Source organism: Streptomyces sp. NPDC001851 (assembly GCF_040297165.1).
In the GTDB taxonomy this organism is placed as follows: Bacteria; Actinomycetota; Actinomycetes; order Streptomycetales; family Streptomycetaceae; genus Streptomyces.
The window spans coordinates 620,075-637,439 of the sequence record NZ_JBEOYR010000001.1; the positions used below are offsets into that span (position 1 = coordinate 620,075).

The 17,365-nt window shown below is 72.0% G+C and carries 18 protein-coding genes; 6 read left to right on the plus strand and 12 right to left on the minus strand.

Annotated features, from left to right (window positions below):
* Positions 1–57 precede the first annotated feature (57 nt).
* Together alr and ABT171_RS02890 are read right to left on the minus strand one after the other, a co-directional pair.
* Positions 58–1,227, minus strand: coding sequence for an alanine racemase (alr, locus tag ABT171_RS02885; protein WP_351239035.1), 1,170 nt, complete (start codon positions 1,225–1,227; stop codon positions 58–60).
* 47 nt (positions 1,228–1,274) lie between these two features.
* Positions 1,275–2,177 (minus strand): L,D-transpeptidase family protein, encoded by a 903-nt coding sequence (locus ABT171_RS02890; protein ID WP_351239037.1) that lies wholly within the window; start codon positions 2,175–2,177, stop codon positions 1,275–1,277.
* A gap of 136 nt (positions 2,178–2,313) precedes the next feature.
* On the opposite strand from ABT171_RS02890, the gene ABT171_RS02895 reads away from it, so the two are divergent.
* From ABT171_RS02895 to ABT171_RS02905, 3 genes are read left to right on the plus strand one after another with little or no spacing between them, the layout of a single operon-like run.
* Entirely contained in the window at positions 2,314–3,129 is an 816-nt protein-coding gene (locus ABT171_RS02895; RefSeq protein WP_351239039.1) for a CPBP family intramembrane glutamic endopeptidase, read from the plus strand.
* A gap of 14 nt (positions 3,130–3,143) precedes the next feature.
* Positions 3,144–4,418 (plus strand): sensor histidine kinase, encoded by a 1,275-nt coding sequence (locus ABT171_RS02900; RefSeq protein ID WP_351239041.1) that lies wholly within the window; start codon positions 3,144–3,146, stop codon positions 4,416–4,418.
* Entirely contained in the window at positions 4,370–5,014 is a 645-nt protein-coding gene (locus ABT171_RS02905) for a response regulator transcription factor (RefSeq protein ID WP_351239043.1), read from the plus strand. Before ABT171_RS02900 ends, ABT171_RS02905 begins: the two co-directional genes overlap by 49 nt.
* A 34-nt stretch (positions 5,015–5,048) precedes the next feature.
* On the opposite strand, the gene ABT171_RS02910 is transcribed toward ABT171_RS02905, so the two are convergent.
* Both ABT171_RS02910 and ABT171_RS02915 read right to left on the minus strand, forming a co-directional pair.
* Positions 5,049–6,479, minus strand: coding sequence for an NAD(P)H-hydrate dehydratase (locus ABT171_RS02910; RefSeq protein ID WP_351239045.1), 1,431 nt, complete (start codon positions 6,477–6,479; stop codon positions 5,049–5,051).
* 221 nt (positions 6,480–6,700) lie between these two features.
* Positions 6,701–7,072, minus strand: a complete 372-nt coding sequence (locus ABT171_RS02915; RefSeq protein WP_351239047.1) for a holo-ACP synthase — start codon at positions 7,070–7,072, stop codon at positions 6,701–6,703.
* Positions 7,073–7,123: 51 nt separating this feature from the next.
* Here ABT171_RS02915 and ABT171_RS02920 point away from each other — a divergent pair, with 51 nt between their 5' ends.
* Positions 7,124–7,903, plus strand: coding sequence for an SDR family NAD(P)-dependent oxidoreductase (locus tag ABT171_RS02920; protein ID WP_351239049.1), 780 nt, complete (start codon positions 7,124–7,126; stop codon positions 7,901–7,903).
* A gap of 25 nt (positions 7,904–7,928) precedes the next feature.
* Here the strand turns inward: ABT171_RS02920 and glmS are convergent, their stop codons facing one another.
* On the minus strand, positions 7,929–9,776 hold the full coding sequence (glmS, locus tag ABT171_RS02925; RefSeq protein ID WP_351239051.1) for a glutamine--fructose-6-phosphate transaminase (isomerizing): 1,848 nt from the start codon (positions 9,774–9,776) through the stop codon (positions 7,929–7,931).
* A gap of 169 nt (positions 9,777–9,945) precedes the next feature.
* On the opposite strand from glmS, the gene coaA reads away from it, so the two are divergent.
* Positions 9,946–10,914 (plus strand): type I pantothenate kinase, encoded by a 969-nt coding sequence (gene coaA / locus ABT171_RS02930; protein WP_351239135.1) that lies wholly within the window; start codon positions 9,946–9,948, stop codon positions 10,912–10,914.
* 184 nt (positions 10,915–11,098) lie between these two features.
* Here the strand turns inward: coaA and ABT171_RS02935 are convergent, their stop codons facing one another.
* The 4 genes from ABT171_RS02935 to rplM all read right to left on the minus strand — a co-directional run bounded on the left by ABT171_RS02935 (position 11,099) and on the right by rplM (position 14,275).
* Positions 11,099–11,629, minus strand: a complete 531-nt coding sequence (locus tag ABT171_RS02935) for a hypothetical protein (RefSeq protein ID WP_351239053.1) — start codon at positions 11,627–11,629, stop codon at positions 11,099–11,101.
* A gap of 109 nt (positions 11,630–11,738) precedes the next feature.
* A complete protein-coding gene (glmM, locus tag ABT171_RS02940; RefSeq protein WP_351239055.1) occupies positions 11,739–13,097 on the minus strand; it encodes a phosphoglucosamine mutase in 1,359 nt (452 codons plus the stop codon).
* 179 nt (positions 13,098–13,276) lie between these two features.
* A complete protein-coding gene (gene rpsI, locus ABT171_RS02945; RefSeq protein ID WP_351239057.1) occupies positions 13,277–13,789 on the minus strand; it encodes a 30S ribosomal protein S9 in 513 nt (170 codons plus the stop codon).
* A 42-nt stretch (positions 13,790–13,831) separates the two neighbouring features.
* On the minus strand, positions 13,832–14,275 hold the full coding sequence (rplM, locus tag ABT171_RS02950; RefSeq protein WP_014674395.1) for a 50S ribosomal protein L13: 444 nt from the start codon (positions 14,273–14,275) through the stop codon (positions 13,832–13,834).
* A gap of 298 nt (positions 14,276–14,573) precedes the next feature.
* On the opposite strand from rplM, the gene ABT171_RS02955 reads away from it, so the two are divergent.
* On the plus strand, positions 14,574–15,449 hold the full coding sequence (locus tag ABT171_RS02955) for a hypothetical protein (RefSeq protein WP_351239059.1): 876 nt from the start codon (positions 14,574–14,576) through the stop codon (positions 15,447–15,449).
* Positions 15,450–15,525: 76 nt separating this feature from the next.
* On the opposite strand, the gene truA is transcribed toward ABT171_RS02955, so the two are convergent.
* The 3 genes from truA to ABT171_RS02970 form a co-directional block, all read right to left on the minus strand.
* On the minus strand, positions 15,526–16,380 hold the full coding sequence (gene truA, locus ABT171_RS02960) for a tRNA pseudouridine(38-40) synthase TruA (RefSeq protein WP_351239061.1): 855 nt from the start codon (positions 16,378–16,380) through the stop codon (positions 15,526–15,528).
* Between the two features lie 91 nt (positions 16,381–16,471).
* Positions 16,472–16,966 carry a 50S ribosomal protein L17 gene (gene rplQ, locus ABT171_RS02965; RefSeq protein WP_351239063.1) on the minus strand — a complete coding sequence of 165 codons (495 nt, stop codon included), beginning with the start codon at positions 16,964–16,966 and terminating at the stop codon, positions 16,472–16,474.
* A gap of 85 nt (positions 16,967–17,051) precedes the next feature.
* Positions 17,052–17,365, minus strand: a 314-nt coding sequence (locus tag ABT171_RS02970) for a DNA-directed RNA polymerase subunit alpha C-terminal domain-containing protein (RefSeq protein ID WP_308812713.1), incomplete at its 5' end; no start/stop codon positions are given.

Sequence of the window (17,365 nt, forward strand, 5' to 3'; positions counted from 1 at the left end):
GCTGCTGTGATGCAGGATCCCTGGTGTTTCCGGAGTGACTGGGCCCTCAGGGACCGGTTACCCGAGTTCTTCCCCGTTCACATAGACGCGGGGAACCCGGATTCCGATGCGCGTGACGATTTCGTACGCGATCGTGCCGCAGGCCTGCGCCCAGTCCTCGGCGGTGGGCTCACCGCGGTCGCCGGGCCCGAAGAGGACCGCCTCCGCGCCCGGCTCCGGCTCGTCCCCGCCGAGGTCCACCACGAACTGGTCCATGGCGACCCGCCCGGCGATCGTCCGCCACTTGCCGTCGACCAGCACCGGACCGGTGCCGGAGGCGTGCCGCGGGATGCCGTCCGCGTAGCCCACCGGCACCAGGCCGAGGGTGGTCTCACCGGGGGTGACGTAGTGGTGGCCGTAGCTGATGCCGTGCCCGCCGGGCACGTGCTTGACCAGGGCCAGCGAGGCGCTGAGCGTCATGACCGGGCGCAGCCCGAAGTCCGCGGGGGTGCCCAGCTCGGGGCTGGGCGAGATGCCGTACAGGGCGATGCCCGTGCGGACCAGGTCGAAGTGGGTCTCCGGGAGGGTGAGCGTGGCGGGCGAGTTGGCGATGTGCCGCACCTCGGGCCGCACGCCCTGCCCCTCGGCGTACGCCAGCATCTCCCGGAAGCGGTCCAGTTGGGCGGCGATGGACGGATGCCCGGGCTCGTCGGCGCAGGCGAAGTGCGACCACAGGCCGGTGACCTTCACCAGCCCCTCGGCCTCGGCGCGCAGCGCCTCGCCGACCAGCTCGGCCCAGTCCGCGCCGGGCTGGCAGCCGTTGCGGCCGAGCCCGGTGTCGGCCTTGAGCTGCACGCGGGCGGTGCGTCCGGCCTCGCGGGCCGCCGCCACCACCTCCCGCAGCGCCCACATCCCGCTCAGGGACACGTCGATGCCGGCCTCGACCGCCTGCCGCCAGGGGCCGCCCGGCACCCACAGCCAGCACAGGATCCGGCCCGGCAGCCCGGCCGCGCGCAGCGCGAGGGCCTCCTCGGGCGTGGCCGTACCCAGCCAGGTCGCGCCCGCCGCGAGGGCCGCGCGGGCACACGGCACCGCCCCGTGGCCGTAGCCGTCGGACTTGACGACGGCCATCAGGGCCGCGCCCTTCGCCCGGGCACGCAGGGCGCGCACATTGGCCCGCAGGGCGCCCAGGTCGATCTCGGCGCGGGCGCGCAGGGGGGCGGTCGGCACAGTCGCAGTCTCACTCATCGCGCCCCCAGTCTCTCAGAGGGCCGTACGGGCCCCGCCGTGCAGTGTCAGGTACCCGGCCGCCGCCCCCATACGTAGACGTGGTCCCCCTTCTTCAGCACGCCCCACAGCTTGCGCGCGTCACCGAGCTTCAGGTTGACGCAGCCCCAGGAGCCGACGGTGGTGTAGATGCTGCCGTAGACGGCGTGGAAGGCCTCGCCGCCGTCGAAGAACTGGGCGTACGGCATGGGCTCGTGGTACAGCGTCGACACGTGGTTCTTGTGCCGCCAGTAGACGGTGTGCCAGCCCTTGCGGGTGATGTGGCCCTTGCGTCCGCTGCGCATCGGCACCGGCCCGAACACCACCTTGGAGCCCTTCTGCACCCAGGTGAGCTGCCGGTCCAGATCGACGCAGGCGACCTTGTACGACCGGACGGGGCACTTCTTGGCGGCGTTGGGGTTCTTCTTCGCCGAGAGGAGCATCATCGTCGACCAGGTGACGGGCCCGGCGAACCCGATGGCCGGCTTGATCCCGTGCTTGGCCTGGAAGGCGCGGATGGCCCTGCAGTCGGCGGCGGACTGCTTCCCGTCCGCCTTCCGCTTCAGCCACCGCTCCACCTGCTTCTGGTAGGGGCCGGCCTGCTTGCTGCACGTCACCTTGCCGACGGCGTCGGCGAGCGGCACGTACTCGATGAGGTCGTACGTCCCCGGCGCCGCGGCCTTGGGCTCGACGGCGTCCTCGGCCGCGGTCGGCGTGTACACCGTCGGCGGCAGCGCCTGGTCGGGCGTGTCGATCTGCCAGGGCTGGGCGGGCCCGGGGGCGATTCCGGGGACCAGTTCGAGGGCGGGGGCCGGAGCCGGGGCGGGGGCGGGGGGTACGGGGGCTCCGGCCGCGCGGGGTGCGGTCGTGAGGGCGGCCGCGGTGGCGAGCAGCACGGCGGCACCTCGGGACCGGATTCGTCTGCTGATCATGCGATCAGCCAAACGTGGTGCCCTCGCGGATCGGTGACGCCGCGCGGCGGAGTCACCCGAGGAGTGCACCTGGGTACACCCGGTTCGGTATCCAGGTGCAGTCCGCGCGGGCCGCGTGCCGGGCATCGTCGAGGCCATGCGGACAACACGGACGAGACCGACGACACGGCCGGGCGGGCGCTGGGCGGCCCCGGCCGGGGTCTATCTGACGGTGGCCTTCCTGGCGGCGGGCGCGCTGGGGGCCGTACAACCGGCGACCGGGGTTCCGGGCGAGGTGGTCCAGCTCACCCAGTTCGGCCCGGCGTTGGGCGTGGCGACAGCGGCACTGCTGTGGCCTGCCCGGACACGCGGGCTGCTCGGCGGGACGGGAGCCCGCAGCGACTCCCGGTGGCCCCTGCTCGCCACCCCGTTCCTCATCATCGCGCTGTCGGCAGGCCCGTACGCCCTGCTCAGCGGCTCCCCCCACCTCACCGACCCACGCAGCCTGCACCACCCGTTCCCGCTCATCGCAGTGGCCCAACTGGCCGGCGCGTGCGGCGAGGAGATCGGCTGGCGCTGCTTCCTGCAGCCGCTGCTGCGCACCCGGTTCCGGCCGCTCACCGCTTCGGTGGCGGTCGGGGCGGTATGGGGTCTGTGGCACGTCCAGGTGCTGGCCCAGGCCCCGGCGTACACGGCCGGCTTCCTGCTGGCCACGATCGCGATGTCGGTCGTGCTGGGCCTGGCCCTGGAGCAGACGGGCGGCCGGGTCCGGCTGCTCCTCGCGGGCGGTTTCCACACCCTGGTCAACCTGGGGATGCTGCTGTTCATGGACGAGGAGACGGGAGCGGCCCTGCCGATGGTGCTGTTCGGGCTGGCGTGCGCGGTGGTCGCGGGAGCATGGGCCGGGCGGGGACGCGGGGTTACGATCCCGGCGACCGGAGTGGGCGGGAACGCGGGACCGGACGCGGTGTGACGACGGGGGGCTGTGTGGCGCGGCGTGTCACGGGGGCCGACTGGGTCGCGCTCGGCCGGTGCCAGACGGTGGGGCTCTCGGGCTTCCTGGTCCTCGGGGCCGGATCCCTGGCCGGCCTCGCCCTGCTCCTGCTGCCCCTCGGGCTCGGCTTCCGGCTGCTGCCGCCCGCCGCGGCGCTCCTGCGGCGCGTGGGCGACCGGTACCGCACGCACGCCGCCCACCGGCTCGGCCGCCCCCTCGGCCCGCCCGAGCCCCTCCCCCGCGCTGCGTCGGCGCACCGCACCGGCGCCGCGATCCTCGGCGACGCCGGCTTCTGGCGCGAGCTGCGCTGGGCGTGGCTGGAGCCGCTGACGGGCGGCCCGCTCGCGTCGGTACCCTCGGCGCTGTTCGCCTACGGGGCGTTCGGCGCCCTGGTCCAGCCGTTCGTCTGGCGCCTGCTCGGCGACGGCAACTGGTACGCCTTCGTGCCGGTCACCTCCACGCCGACGATGCTGGCGGCGCTGCTGCTCGGCCTCGCCTTCATGGCGGCGGGCCTGCGCCTGGCCGCTCCCGTGCTGGCTCTGCACGCCCGCCTCGGCCACCGGCTGCTCGCGGCCCCCCTCAGCACCCGGCTGGCCCGCAGGGTGGCCCGGCTGACCGACAGCCGGGCCAGCGCCCTGGACGCGCACGCGGCCGAGCTCACCCGTATCGAACGGGATCTGCACGACGGCGCACAGGCCCGGCTGGTGGCCCTCGGCCTCACCCTGGACCGGGCGACCGGGCTGCTCGACACCGCCCCGGACACCGCCCGCGCCCTGCTCCTGGACGTCCGGGTCACCGCCGAACGGGCGCTCCAGGACCTGCGCGACCTGGTCCACGGCATCCATCCGCCGGTCCTCGCCGACCGGGGCCTCACCGACGCCGTGCGCTCCCTGGCCCTGGACAGCCACCTGGACGTCGAGGTGACCGCGAGCCCGCTCCCGCCGCGGCTGCCGGCCCCCGTCGCGTCGGCGGCCTACTTCGCGGTGTCGGAGCTCCTCACCAACGCGGCGAAGCACGCCGGGGCGACGAGGGCGGACATCGTCCTGGCCCACGACGGCACGGGTCTGCGCATCACGGTCACGGACAACGGCCACGGCGGCGCCGACCCGGCCGCCGGCACCGGACTGCTCGGTGTCCGGCGCCGTTTGGATACCTTCGACGGCACGCTCGCCCTGCACAGCCCGCCGGGCGGACCGACCACCGCATCCCTGGAGATCCCGTGCGCGTCGTCCTCGCCGAAGACCTCTTCCTCCTCCGCGACGGGCTGACCCGCACGCTGCGCGAACACGGCTGCGAGGTCGTCGCCTCCGTCGACAACGGGCCCGCGCTGGCCAGGGCGCTGACCGACACGGAACTCGACGTGGCGGTGATCGACATCCGCCTTCCCCCGACGCACACGGACGAGGGCCTCAAAGCGGCGCTGGCGGCGCGCCGCGCCCGTCCAGGCCTTCCGGTCCTGATCCTCTCCCAGTACGTCGACCAGCTCTACGCCCACGAACTCCTCGCCTCCGGCGAGGGCGCGGTCGGCTATCTCCTCAAGGACCGGGTCACCCACACCGCCCAGTTCCTCGACGCCCTGCGCACCGTCGCCTCCGGCGGCACGGTGATGGACCCGCAGGTCATCGCCAAGCTCCTGACGCGCAGCGGGAAACGGGGCCGCATCGACGACCTGACGCCCCGTGAGCACGAGGTCCTCGCCCGTATGGCCGAGGGCCACTCCAACACGGCCATCGCCCACGCCCTGCACATCAGCGAGAGCGCGGTGGCCAAACACATCGCGTCCGTCTTCGCCAAGCTGCGGCTGGAGCAGTCACCGGACTCCAACCGGCGGGTGCTGGCGGTGCTGGCGTACTTGAAGGGGTGAGGGCACACCGCGGCCCCGGGCGGCCACGCCCGGATCAGTCCCGGACGTCCCGCCACGCCTCCGGGATCCACGCGGCGACGTCATGCGCCCCCACCGGTGCCCCGTCCGAGGCGAACCGGCCGGCCAGCCCGTGCAGATACGCCGCCGCGCTCCCCGCGTCCAGCGCCGGCAGCCCCGCCGCCAGCAGCGACCCGGCAAGGCCTGACAAGACGTCACCACTGCCCGCCGTGGCCAGCCACGAGGTCCCCGTGGCGTTCACCCGCACGGCCCCGCCCGCCGAGTCCGCCACCAGTGTCGTCGAGCCCTTCAGCAGCACGGTCGCCCGGTACACCGCCGCCAGCTCGCGCACCGCGGCCAGCCGGGCCCCCTCGACCTCCTCCCGCCGCACCCCCAGCAGCGCGGCGGCCTCTCCCGCGTGCGGGGTCATCAGGGTCGGCGCCCTACGCCCGCGCACCGCGTCCCGCTCGGCCAGCCGCAGCCCGTCCGCGTCGACCAGCACCGGCACGTCCGCGCGCAGCACCTCGGCCACGGTCGCCGCGTCGTCGCCCGCCCCGGGTCCGACCACCCAGGCCTGTACCCGCCCGGCCCTGGCCGGCCCGGTGTCGGACACGAGGGTCTCCGGGAAGCGCGCGATGACCGCGTCGCCCGCGGGCCCGACGTACCGTACGGCGCCCGCCCCGCCCCGCAGCGCCCCGGACACGGCGAGCACGGCGGCCCCCGGATACCGCGCGGACCCGGCGGCGATGCCCACGACTCCCCGCCGGTACTTGTCGCTCTCCGCGCCGGGCACCGGCAGCAGCCGCGCCACCTCGGCGTGCTGCAGGGCCTCCAGCTCGGCCTCGCCCGGCAGTTCCAGCCCGATGTCGACGAGCCGTACGACCCCGGCGTACTGCCGCGCCGGATCGATCAGCAGTCCGGGTTTGCAGGTGCCGAAGGTGACGGTGAGGTCGGCCCGGATCGCGGCCCCCCGCACTTCCCCGGTGTCGGCCTCGACCCCGCTGGGCAGGTCCACGGCCACCACGGCGGCCCGGGACCGCTCCACCCGTCGCGCGAGCTTCTCGGCGTCGGGCCGCAACCCGCCCTTGCCGCCGATGCCCACGATCCCGTCGACGACCAGGTCCGCCCGCTCGATCAGTTCGTCGGCGGCACCGGACGCGGCGACGGTTCCCCCGGCCCGGCGCAGAGCGGTGAGCCCCCCGGCGTGCGCCCGTTCGGGCGAGAGCAGTACGGCCGTCACCCCGGCTCCCCGCCGGGCCAGCCGGGCCCCCGCGTACAAGGCGTCCCCGCCGTTGTCGCCGCTGCCCACGAGCAGCACCACCCGGCTGCCGTACACCCGCCCGAGCAACTCGGCGCAGGCGGCGGCCAGCCCCGCGGCGGCCCGCTGCATCAGCGCACCCTCCGGCAGCCGCGCCATCAGTGCGCGCTCGGCCGCCCTTACCGTCTCCACGCTGTACGCAGTACGCATGGCACCGAGTCTGCCCCGGAACCACGGCCGCCCACACCCGGGGCGCCTAGGGGCTGTCGTCAAATTCCCGTCTGCCTGGCGGCGCCATGCACGCACTCTCGCCGCACCGGGCGCGGACCCGAGTACGTCCAGTACGCGGGTCCACGCCCGGCACGCCGAGAGCACGCACCTGACGCCGCCAGGCCGCCCTTCGGGCAACGACGGGAATGTGACGACAGCCCCTAGCCCTCGGCGATCACCACCGCCGAGGCGACCCCCGCGTCATGGCTGAGCGACACATGCCAGGACCGCACGCCCAGTTCCGCGGCCCGCGCCGCCACGGTCCCCGTCACCCGCAGCCGGGGCTGCCCGCTGTCCTCGACGTACACCTCGGCATCGGTCCAGTGCAGCCCGGGCGGCGCGCCGAGCGCCTTCGCCAGCGCCTCCTTGGCGGCGAACCGGACCGCGAGCGAGGCGATCCCGCGCCGCTCCCCGCTGGGCAGCAGCAACTCCCGCTCCACGAACAGCCGGTCGGCCAGGCCAGGGGTCCGCTCCAGCGAGGCACGGAACCGGTCGATCTCGGCGACGTCGATCCCCACTCCGATGATGCTCATGCCGAGAACCCTACGAGCACACCGGCGGACGGACCCGTCTACCCTCCGTGCATGACGTCCCAGAACTATCTTTCCGACCTGTTCTCGCTGGACGGCCGTGTCGCCGTCGTGACCGGGGGCAGTTCCGGCATCGGCCGGGCCATCACCGGGGCGCTGGCCCGGGCCGGCGCGAGCGTGGTGGTCGTGGCCCGCGGCGAGGAACGACTGCGGGCCACCACAGACGAGTTGACGGCCGGCGGCTGCCGGGCGGCCTGGGTCGCGGCCGATCTGGGCACCCGGGACGGCGTGCGCGCGGCGGCCGAGGAGGCGGCCGGTGCCTTCGGCGAGCCCGACATCCTCGTCAACTCGGCCGGGATCAACCTGCGGCCGCCCATGAGCGAGCTGGGCGAGGACGTGTGGGACGCCACCATGGCCGTGAACCTGGAGGCGCCCTTCCTGCTGGGGCAGCGGTTCGGGCCCGGCATGGCGGAGCGGGGCTTCGGCCGGATCATCCACGTCACCTCCCAGCAGGCCCACCGCGCCTTCGTGCAGAGCGGGGCGTACGGCGTCTCGAAGGGCGCGCTGGAGTCGCTGGCCCGCTCGCAGGCCGAGGCCTGGTCGCCGTACGGCGTCACCGTCAACACCCTGGTGCCGGGGTTCGTGATGACACCGCTGAACCGGCGGTTGTCCTCCGACCCGCAGAAGGTGGCGGAGCTGGCCGCGCGCACGATGACCGGCCGCAACGGTCTCGCCGAGGACTTCGAAGGCGCGGCCGTCTTCCTCGCCGGCCGCGCCTCCGCCTACGTCACCGGCCAGTCGATCTTCGTGGACGGCGGCCTGTCGGTGCACTGAGCCATCGGTGCACCGAGCCTCGGGCCTACTCCACCGTCACCGACTTCGCCAGATTGCGCGGCTGGTCCACCTCGTTGCCGCGGGCGGCGGCCAGCTCGCACGCGAAGACCTGCAGGGGGACCGTGGCGACCAGGGGCTGCAGCAGGGTCGGGGTGGCCGGGATGCGGATCAGGTGGTCGGCGTAGGGGACCACCGCCTCGTCGCCCTCCTCCGCGATCACGATCGTGCGCGCCCCGCGGGCCCGGATCTCCTGGATGTTGGAGACGATCTTGTCGTGCAGGACCGAGCGGCCACGCGGGGAGGGGACCACCACGACCACCGGCAGGTCCTCCTCGATCAGCGCGATCGGGCCGTGCTTCAGCTCGCCCGCCGCGAAGCCCTCGGCGTGCATGTAGGCCAGTTCCTTGAGCTTGAGGGCGCCTTCGAGGGCCACCGGGTAGCCCACGTGCCGGCCGAGGAACAGGACCGTGCTCTTCTGCGCCAGGGTCCGGGCGAGCGCCCGCACCGGCTCCATGGTCCCCAGGACCCGCTCGACGTCCTCCGAGATCCCGGAGAGGTCCCTGATCACCGCCTGGACCTCGTCGCCCCACTTGGTGCCGCGCACCTGGCCCAGGTACAGGGCGACCAGGTAGCAGGCCACCAGCTGGGTCAGGAACGCCTTCGTGGAGGCGACCGCGACCTCCGGACCCGCGTGCGTGTACAGCACCGCGTCCGACTCGCGCGGGATCGTCGAGCCGTTGGTGTTGCAGATCGCCAGCACCTTGGAGCCCTGCTCGCGGGCGTGCCGCAGGGCCATCAGGGTGTCCATGGTCTCGCCGGACTGGGAGATGGCGATGACCAGGGAGCGGCCGTCCAGGATCGGGTCCCGGTAGCGGAACTCGCTGGCCAGCTCCACCTCGCACGGGATCCGCGTCCAGTGCTCGATGGCGTACTTGGCGATCAGACCGGCGTGGAAGGCCGTACCGCAGGCGACGATGACGACCTTGTCGATCTCGCGCAGCTCTGAGGGCGAGATACGGACCTCGTCCAGCGTCAGCGAACCCGACGGGTCGATCCGGCCGAGCAGCGTATCGGCGACCGCCTTGGGCTGCTCGGCGATCTCCTTGAGCATGAAGTAGTCATAACCCCCCTTTTCCGCGGCGGAGGCGTCCCAGTCCACGTGGTAGGAGCGGACCTCGGCCGGGCGGCCGTCGAAGCCCGTGACCGTGACGCCGTCGCGGCGCAGCTCCACCACCTGGTCCTGGCCCAGCTCGACCGCCGAGCGCGTGTGGGCGATGAACGCGGCGACGTCGGAGGCCAGGAACGCCTCACCCTCTCCAACGCCCACCACCAGCGGGGAGTTCCGCCGCGCGCCCACGACCACGTCCGGGTCGTCGGCGTGCACCGCGACCAGCGTGAACGCGCCCTCCAGCCGCCGACACACCAGCCGCATGGCCTCCGCGAGGTCGGCGCAGGAGGAGAACTCCTCGGCCAGCAGGTGGGCGACCACCTCGGTGTCCGTCTCGGAGTTCAGCTCGTGGCCGCGCTCGGCCAACTCGGCCCGCAGCACCGCGAAGTTCTCGATGATCCCGTTGTGGACGACGGCGACCCGGCCCGCGTTGTCCAGATGCGGATGGGCGTTGGCGTCCGTGGGGCCGCCGTGCGTGGCCCAGCGCGTGTGCCCGATGCCCGTCGCGCCCGTCGGCAGCGGCCGTTCGACCAGCTCCTTCTCCAGGTTGACCAGCTTCCCCGCCTTCTTCGCCGCGGCCAGTCCGCCGTCCGCCAGCACGGCGACACCGGCCGAGTCGTACCCCCGGTACTCCAGCCGCTTCAGCCCGGCCATCACGACGTCGAGCGCTGACTGTGACCCTACGTATCCCACGATTCCGCACATGAGCCGCAGCCTACGGCCCGTCCGGCGCCAGAAACCGCTTCCGTCTGCCCGGATTCGGAAATTCCCGCAGCCATACGAACCGCTCGTCGGGCCACGGGCGTGACGGACCCCACCCACCGTCCCGTTCAAACTCCGTTAACAATGGACTGTGATCTCACCGGTCTCCCCGATGCCCCGGAGCGCCCACCGGCACAGGCCGGAGGCGACTCCCTACGTCGACCTCACCCGCGCCGAGTGGAGCGCGCTGCGCGACAAGACGCCGCTGCCGCTCACCGCCGAGGAGGTGGAGAAGCTGCGCGGTCTGGGCGATGTGATCGACCTGGACGAGGTGCGGGACATCTACCTCCCGCTGTCCCGGCTCCTCAATCTGTACGTGGGTGCCACCGACGGACTCCGAGGCGCCCTGAACACCTTCCTCGGGGAGCAGGGTTCCCAGTCCGGCACCCCCTTCGTCATAGGCGTCGCCGGCTCCGTGGCCTGCGGCAAGTCCACCGTCTCCCGGCTCCTGCAGGCCCTCCTGTCCCGCTGGCCCGAGCACCCGCGCGTCGAGCTGGTCACCACCGACGGCTTCCTGCTGCCCACCAAGGAGCTCCAGGCCCGCGGCCTGATGTCGCGGAAGGGATTCCCCGAGTCCTACGACCGCCGGGCCCTCACCCGGTTCGTCGCCGACATCAAGGCGGGCAAGGACGAGGTCACGGCCCCCGTCTACTCCCACCTCATCTACGACATCGTCCCGGGCCAGCGGCTCACGGTCCGCCGGCCCGACATCCTGATCGTCGAGGGCCTGAACGTCCTGCAGCCCGCCCTCCCCGGCAAGGACGGCCGCACCCGGGTCGGTCTCGCCGACTACTTCGACTTCAGCGTGTACGTCGACGCCGGCGCCGAGGACATCGAGCGCTGGTACCTCAACCGCTTCAGGAAGCTGCGCCAGACCGCCTTCCAGAACCCGAACTCGTACTTCCGCAAGTACACCCAGGTCTCCGAGGAGGAGGCCCTCGACTACGCGCGCACCCTGTGGCGGACGATCAACAAGCCCAACCTGGTCGAGAACATCGCCCCCACCCGGGGACGCGCCACCCTCGTCATCCGCAAGGGCCCGGACCACAAGGTGCAGCGGCTGCGGCTGCGCAAGCTGTAGCCCGGCCTGTTGCATGGGCGCCATGCCGCCGACGTGGCCCGGGAGGCCGGCGACGAACTCATCGGCGGCCTGAGGCGGTTGGGGCTCTCCTCGTCGTCGCGGTCCTGGCCGGCACCCTGACGCTGCTGGCCCAGAAGTGGCTGTGGGCCAGACAGCGCGAGCGTACGGTGAAGGCTGGCGGCTTCTAGAACCGCCTTTCGCAGTTCCCGTTGACGGTGTCCCCGGGGTCGGCGAACACCGTGTCGGTGCCGTCGCCGCAGTTCACCGTGTCCCCACCGGCGTTGTCCTGGACGCCGATCGTGTCATTGCCGCCGTTGGTGGTCACGGTGTCGGTGCCCGTACCGGCGTCGACCGTGGTGTTGACGTGGACCGCGGAACCGTCGAAGGAGTCGTTCCCGTCGCCCAGCGCGATGGCGAGCCGGGACACCGTGGCCACGGGGCCGCAGTCGGCGCTGTTGGGGTCGGCGTCCACCCGGGTGCAGCCCGGGCCGATCGCGATGCCCTTGGTGTCGGTGAGAATCAGATGGCTGCCGGCGCTGACGGTGGCCGTGACCGTGTTGTCCACACCGGCGCGCGCCTGGAGCCCCACGAGGCCGCCGAAGATGCGGAACGCCGTGGAGCCCGGTGCCTGGGCGGCGGCCGGCGTGGCGGCCGAGGCGACGAGAAGACCCGCCACCACGGCCGGACCGACCGCTCGCTTCAGAGTGCTGCTCACGATCTTCATGCTGGTTTCTCTTTCGTCGAGGGGGACGCCGCTCTCGGCGGCCTCGACGTCAGAGAAACAGTCCGTGATAGATCGTGCACTTTTTGCTACGCCTGCGGGATCACCCCAGGGCCGACTTCACCGCGTCGGCCAGCCGCCCGGCCACCGACCGCGCCTGGTCGATGTCGGCCGCCTCGACCATCACCCGCACCAGCGGCTCGGTACCCGACGGGCGCAGCAACACCCGCCCGGTCTCGCCGAGTTCCCGCTCGGCCTCGGCCACCGCGGCGGCCAGGTCCGCGGAGGTCCGCACCCGCGACTTGTCCACGTCCGGCACATTGATCAGCACCTGCGGCAACCGCTCCATCACGGCGGCCAGCTCGCGCAGGCTGCGCCCGGTCTCGGCGACCCGCGCCGCCAGCAGCAGCCCGGTCAGCGTGCCGTCGCCGGTCGTCGCGTGGTCGAGGATGATCACGTGCCCGGACTGCTCGCCCCCGAGGGCGTAGCCGTGCTCCTTCATCTCCTCCAGCACATAGCGGTCGCCCACGGCCGTCTGCACGAGCCGGATCCCGGCCTTCTCCATCGCGAGCTTGAAGCCCAGGTTGGACATCACCGTGGCGACCACCGTGTCGGATCGCAGCGCGGAGTGCTCCCGCATCGCCAGCGCCAGCACGGAGAGGATCTGGTCGCCGTCGACCTCCTCGCCGGTGTGGTCCACGGCCAGGCACCGGTCCGCGTCACCGTCGTGCGCGATACCGAAGTCCGCCCGGTGCTCCAGCACCGCGGCCTTCAGCCTGCCGAGGTGGGTCGAGCCGCAGCCGTCGTTGATGTTGAGCCCGTCCGGCTCCGCACCGATCGTGACGATCTCGGCACCCGCCCGGGAGAACGCCTCCGGCGAGACCCCCGAGGCCGCGCCGTGCGCTTCGTCCAGGACGATCTTCAGGCCGTCGAGCCGGTTGGGCAGCACCGACAGCAGATGGCCGACGTACTGCTCGAAACCCTCGTCGTACGAGCGCACCCGTCCGACCCCGGCGCCGGTCGGCCGCTCCCACGGCTCGCCGTGCCGGTGCGACTCGTAGACCGCCTCGATCCGGTCCTCCAGCTCGTCGGCGAGTTTGTGACCGCCGCGGGCGAAGAACTTGACGCCGTTGTCCGGCATGGCGTTGTGGCTGGCGGAGAGCATCACGCCGAGGTCGGCGCCGAGCGCACCGGTGAGAAACGCCACCGCGGGCGTCGGCAGCACGCCGACCAGCAGGACGTCGACGCCCGCGCTCGCCAGACCGGCGACCACGGCGGCCTCCAGGAACTCCCCGGACGCGCGCGGATCCCGTCCGACCACCGCCGTCGGCTTGTGGCCCGCGAAGGTGCCCGCCTCGGCCAGCACGTGCGCCGCCGCTACGGACAGGCCGAGCGCCATCTCGGCGGTCAGGTCCGCGTTGGCGACACCGCGCACGCCGTCCGTGCCGAAGAGTCGTCCCACTTGTCCTCCTGAGGAAGCGTCCTTGCTGCCATGCATGGTGGCAGACGCCGGGTCATCCGATCACACCAGCCTTAGAACGTCTTGTGTCGTTATACGCCCTTGGCCGGGATAAACGAACGCCCCGACGGCACATGTGGCGTGCCGCCGGGGCGTTCGGAGTACGAGCAGGCAGCTGCTGGTTAGCGCTTGCTGTACTGCGGAGCCTTGCGGGCCTTCTTGAGACCGGCCTTCTTGCGCTCGACCGCACGGTCGTCGCGCTTGAGGAAGCCGGCCTTCTTCAGCGGGCCGCGGTTGTTGTCGACGTCCGCCTCGTTCAGGGCGCGGGCGACACCGAGGCGCAGCGCACCGGCCTGGCCGGAGACACCGCCGCCGGCGATGCGGGCGACGACGTCGTAACGGCCGTCCAGTTCGAGCACCTTGAAGGGCTCGTTGACTTCCTGCTGGTGCACCTTGTTCGGGAAGTAGTCCTCGAGGGTGCGACCGTTGATCTTCCACTTGCCGGTGCCCGGGATGATCCGGACGCGGGCGATGGCGTTCTTGCGGCGGCCCAGGCCCGCGGCGGGCTGGGGCTCACCGAAGCGCGAGGCGAGGGACTCGGAGGTGTACTCACCCTCCACCGGAACCTCGGACTCGGTGGTGTAGCTGTCGATGTCAAGCTCTTCGAGCGGCTGCTCGGCAGTGGTCTCGGCCACGATTCTCCTCAGATTCTCTTCAGTCTTAGGGGGTGGCCGGACTTACTGCGCGACCTGGGTGATCTCGAACGGCACCGGCTGCTGGGCAGCGTGCGGGTGCTGGTCACCCTTGTAGACCTTCAGCTTCGAGAGCATCTGACGGCCCAGGGAGTTCTTGGGGAGCATGCCCTTGACGGCCTTCTCGATGGCCTTCTCCGGGTTCTTGTCCAGCAGCTCGTCGTAGCGGACGGAGCGCAGACCGCCCGGGTAGCCGGAGTGGCGGTAGGCCATCTTCTGGGTCCGCTTGTTGCCGGACAGGTGCACCTTGTCGGCGTTGATGATGATGACGAAGTCACCAGCGTCGACGTGCGGCGCGTAGATCGGCTTGTGCTTGCCCCGGAGGAGGGTCGCTGCGGTGGTGGCGAGACGGCCCAGGACAACGTCCTGAGCGTCGATGACGTGCCACTGGCGCGTCACATCGCCGGGCTTGGGGCTGTACGTACGCACGGTTCGTAGCCTTCGCTTCGAGTGAATGGTCCTGAACAGGTCACCGAAACGATCACGACAGCCTTGACCGCACCGCGGTGACGCAAACCGCGTGCTGGTCGCTGGTCATCGGCCCGGTGGACCGGTGTAAGGGCCCGTCCCGTGAGAATGAGCAAGCCAATACACAACGAAGAAGCAGGTTACCTGCAGGGCCCCGGATGGGTCAAAACGAGGCCCTTCCCCCTCATGTCGGCGGACAAACACGGCATGCCGTCGCACCGGGCCCGGCACCTTGCGTACCCCGTCTAAGATGCGCCCCATGAGTTACGGGCAGGGGGGACCCCAGTCTCAGTGGGATCCCTGGAAACCGAATTCCCAGCAGCCCTGGAGCAACGGCGGTGACGACGGAACCCCGGACTGGGCGGCACTCGCCGAGGCCTCGGAGAGCCGCAACAAGCGCCGCAAGCTGCTGTTCATAGGCGGCGGCGCGGTCGCCACCCTCGCGATAGGCACCGCGGTCGCCATGGCCGTCGTCTCCGCGAACGGCGGCGACGGACCGCAGGCCGGCCCCAGCAACCTGCCCGCCAGCGCCTCCCTGCCCAGCGGCTCGGCCACGCCGTCCTTCGCGCCCACCAGCGCCCCGCCGCCGCTGGACCCGAAGGACTTCATCGCCACCGCCAAGAAGGACACCGCCCCGCTCAGCGCCGGCACGCTCTTCCCCGGCACCCAGCTGACCATGGGCGACACGGTGTACAAGAAGGGCGCCACGGCCGACACCACCAACTGCGCCTCCGCCGCCGGCGCCAACCTGCCGAAGATCCTCACCGCCAACGGCTGCACCCGCCTGATCCGCGTGACCTACAGCAAGGGCGGCGTCGCGGGCACCGTCGGCGTCGCCGTCTTCGCCGACCAGGCGCACGCCGAGCAGGTCAAGAAGCAGGCCAAGAAGAACGCCATGGTGCGCTCCCTGCCCGGCAAGGGCGTCAAGAACTTCTGCAACGCCGCGGTCTGCCTGACGACGACGAACGCCGTCGGCCGCTACGCCTACTTCACGACCGTCGGCTTCCTCGACGGCAAGAACGTCGCCAAGTCGGACACGCAGGTCTTCTCCGTCGGCAACGACCTGCAGCAGTTCGTCTTCGACCAGATCTACCGCCGCGGCCAGGCCCAGGCGTCCGCGGCGGCGAACCGGTAGGGCCCGTCCGGCGGATCAGGCCGAAAGCGACGATGCCCCCGCGTCCGCGACTGGATCCGCGGGGCAGGCCCCAGGCTCAGCAGCACCCCGCCGACGGAAGCGAGCGCTTGTTCCGCGCCTCCCTGCTGCGCGCGGCCAGCAGCTCGTCGGCGGGGTAGCCCACCTCCTCCAGGGTCAGCCCGTGCGGTCGTACGACATGCACGGCGGAGTCCCGCACCCCCGCGGCCAGCACCTTCCCGGGCCACTCCGGCCCGCGGTGCCCGTCCCCGACGAACAGCAGCGCGCCGATCAGCGAGCGCACCATGTTGTGGCAGAACGCGTCGGCGCGCACGGTGGCGGTGATGATCCCGTCGGCGCCCTTTTCGAGGCTCAGCTCCTGGAGGGTGCGAATCGTGGTCGCCCCTTCCCTCTTCTTGCAGTACGCCGCGAAGTCGTGCTCACCGAGCAGCGCCTGCGCGGCCTCGTTCATCGCGGCCACGTCGAGCGGCCAGTCGTGCCACAGGACGTGGCCCCGCAGCAGGGGGTCCACTCCCCCGGGGTTGTCGGTGACCCGGTAGGCATACCGGCGCCAGACGGCGGAGAAACGGGCGTTGAAGCCGCTCGGCGCCGGCCGGAGCGCCCACACCCGCACGTCCCTCGGCAGCCGCCCGGCGAGCCGCTTGAGCAGCTTCTGGTTGTGCTCCCGCCAGACCCCCTCGGGCAGGTCCACGTGCGCCACCTGCCCGCGCGCGTGCACCCCGGCGTCGGTCCGCCCGGCGACGGTCAGCTCGTACGTCTCCCGTGACCGCGTCACCGTCCGCAGGGCGTCCTCGATCTCACCCTGCACGGTCCGCCTGCCGCCGGCCTGCTTGGCCCAGCCGTGGAAGTCGCCGCCGTCGTAGGAGATGTCGAGGCGGACACGGACGTAACCGGGCTGTACTTCATCGCTCACACGGAAATCCTCTCAGGGCGGTGCCTGGTGAAAAGACACGAAAGCGGGCCCGCCCCGAAGGGCGGACCCGCTTCCCGCGTCAGGCAGAGCCTCAGGCGTCCTTCGACTCCTCGGCAGCGGCCTCCTCGGCCGGAGCCTCGGTGGTCTCCGCAGCCTTGGCCTCCTCGGCCTCCTTGACCGCACGCTTGGTGGCGGCCTCGGCCTCACCCACGGCGTTCTGCTGCACCGTCAGCGCCTCGACCAGCTCGATGACGGCCATGGGCGCGTTGTCGCCACGGCGGTTACCGATCTTGGTGATGCGGGTGTAGCCACCGGGACGGTTCTCGTACCGCGGGCCGATCTCGGTGAAGAGCGTGTGGACGACGCCCTTGTCCGTGATGACCTGGAGCACCTGACGGCGGTTGTGAAGGTCGCCCTTCTTCGCCTTGGTGATCAGACGCTCGGCGTACGGGCGCAGGCGGCGGGCCTTCGCCTCGGTGGTGGTGATACGGCCGTGCTCGAACAGCGACTTCGCGAGGTTCGCGAGGAGCAGCTTCTCGTGCGCGGCGCTGCCGCCCAGACGGGCACCCTTGGTGGGCTTCGGCATTGTTCTTCTCCTGTGTGTCTGCCCCGGCCGTGTCAGGTACCGGGGTCAGGAACCCGATGAGCGGATGCTCACCGGCTACGACCGATCAGTACTGCTCGGTCTCCACGAAACCCGCGTCCGCGTCGTCGTCGGCGCCGAAGGCGTCGGCAGCGGCCGTGGGGTCGAATCCGGGCGGGCTGTCCTTCAGGGCCAGGCCCATGCCGGCCAGCTTCGCCTTGACCTCGTCGATGGACTTCGCACCGAAGTTGCGGATGTCCAGCAGGTCGGCCTCGGAGCGGGCGACGAGCTCACCCACGGAGTGGATGCCCTCACGCTTGAGGCAGTTGTAGGAGCGGACCGTGAGCTCCAGCTCCTCGATCGGCAGCGCGAGGTCGGCGGCCAGGGCGGCGTCCGTCGGGG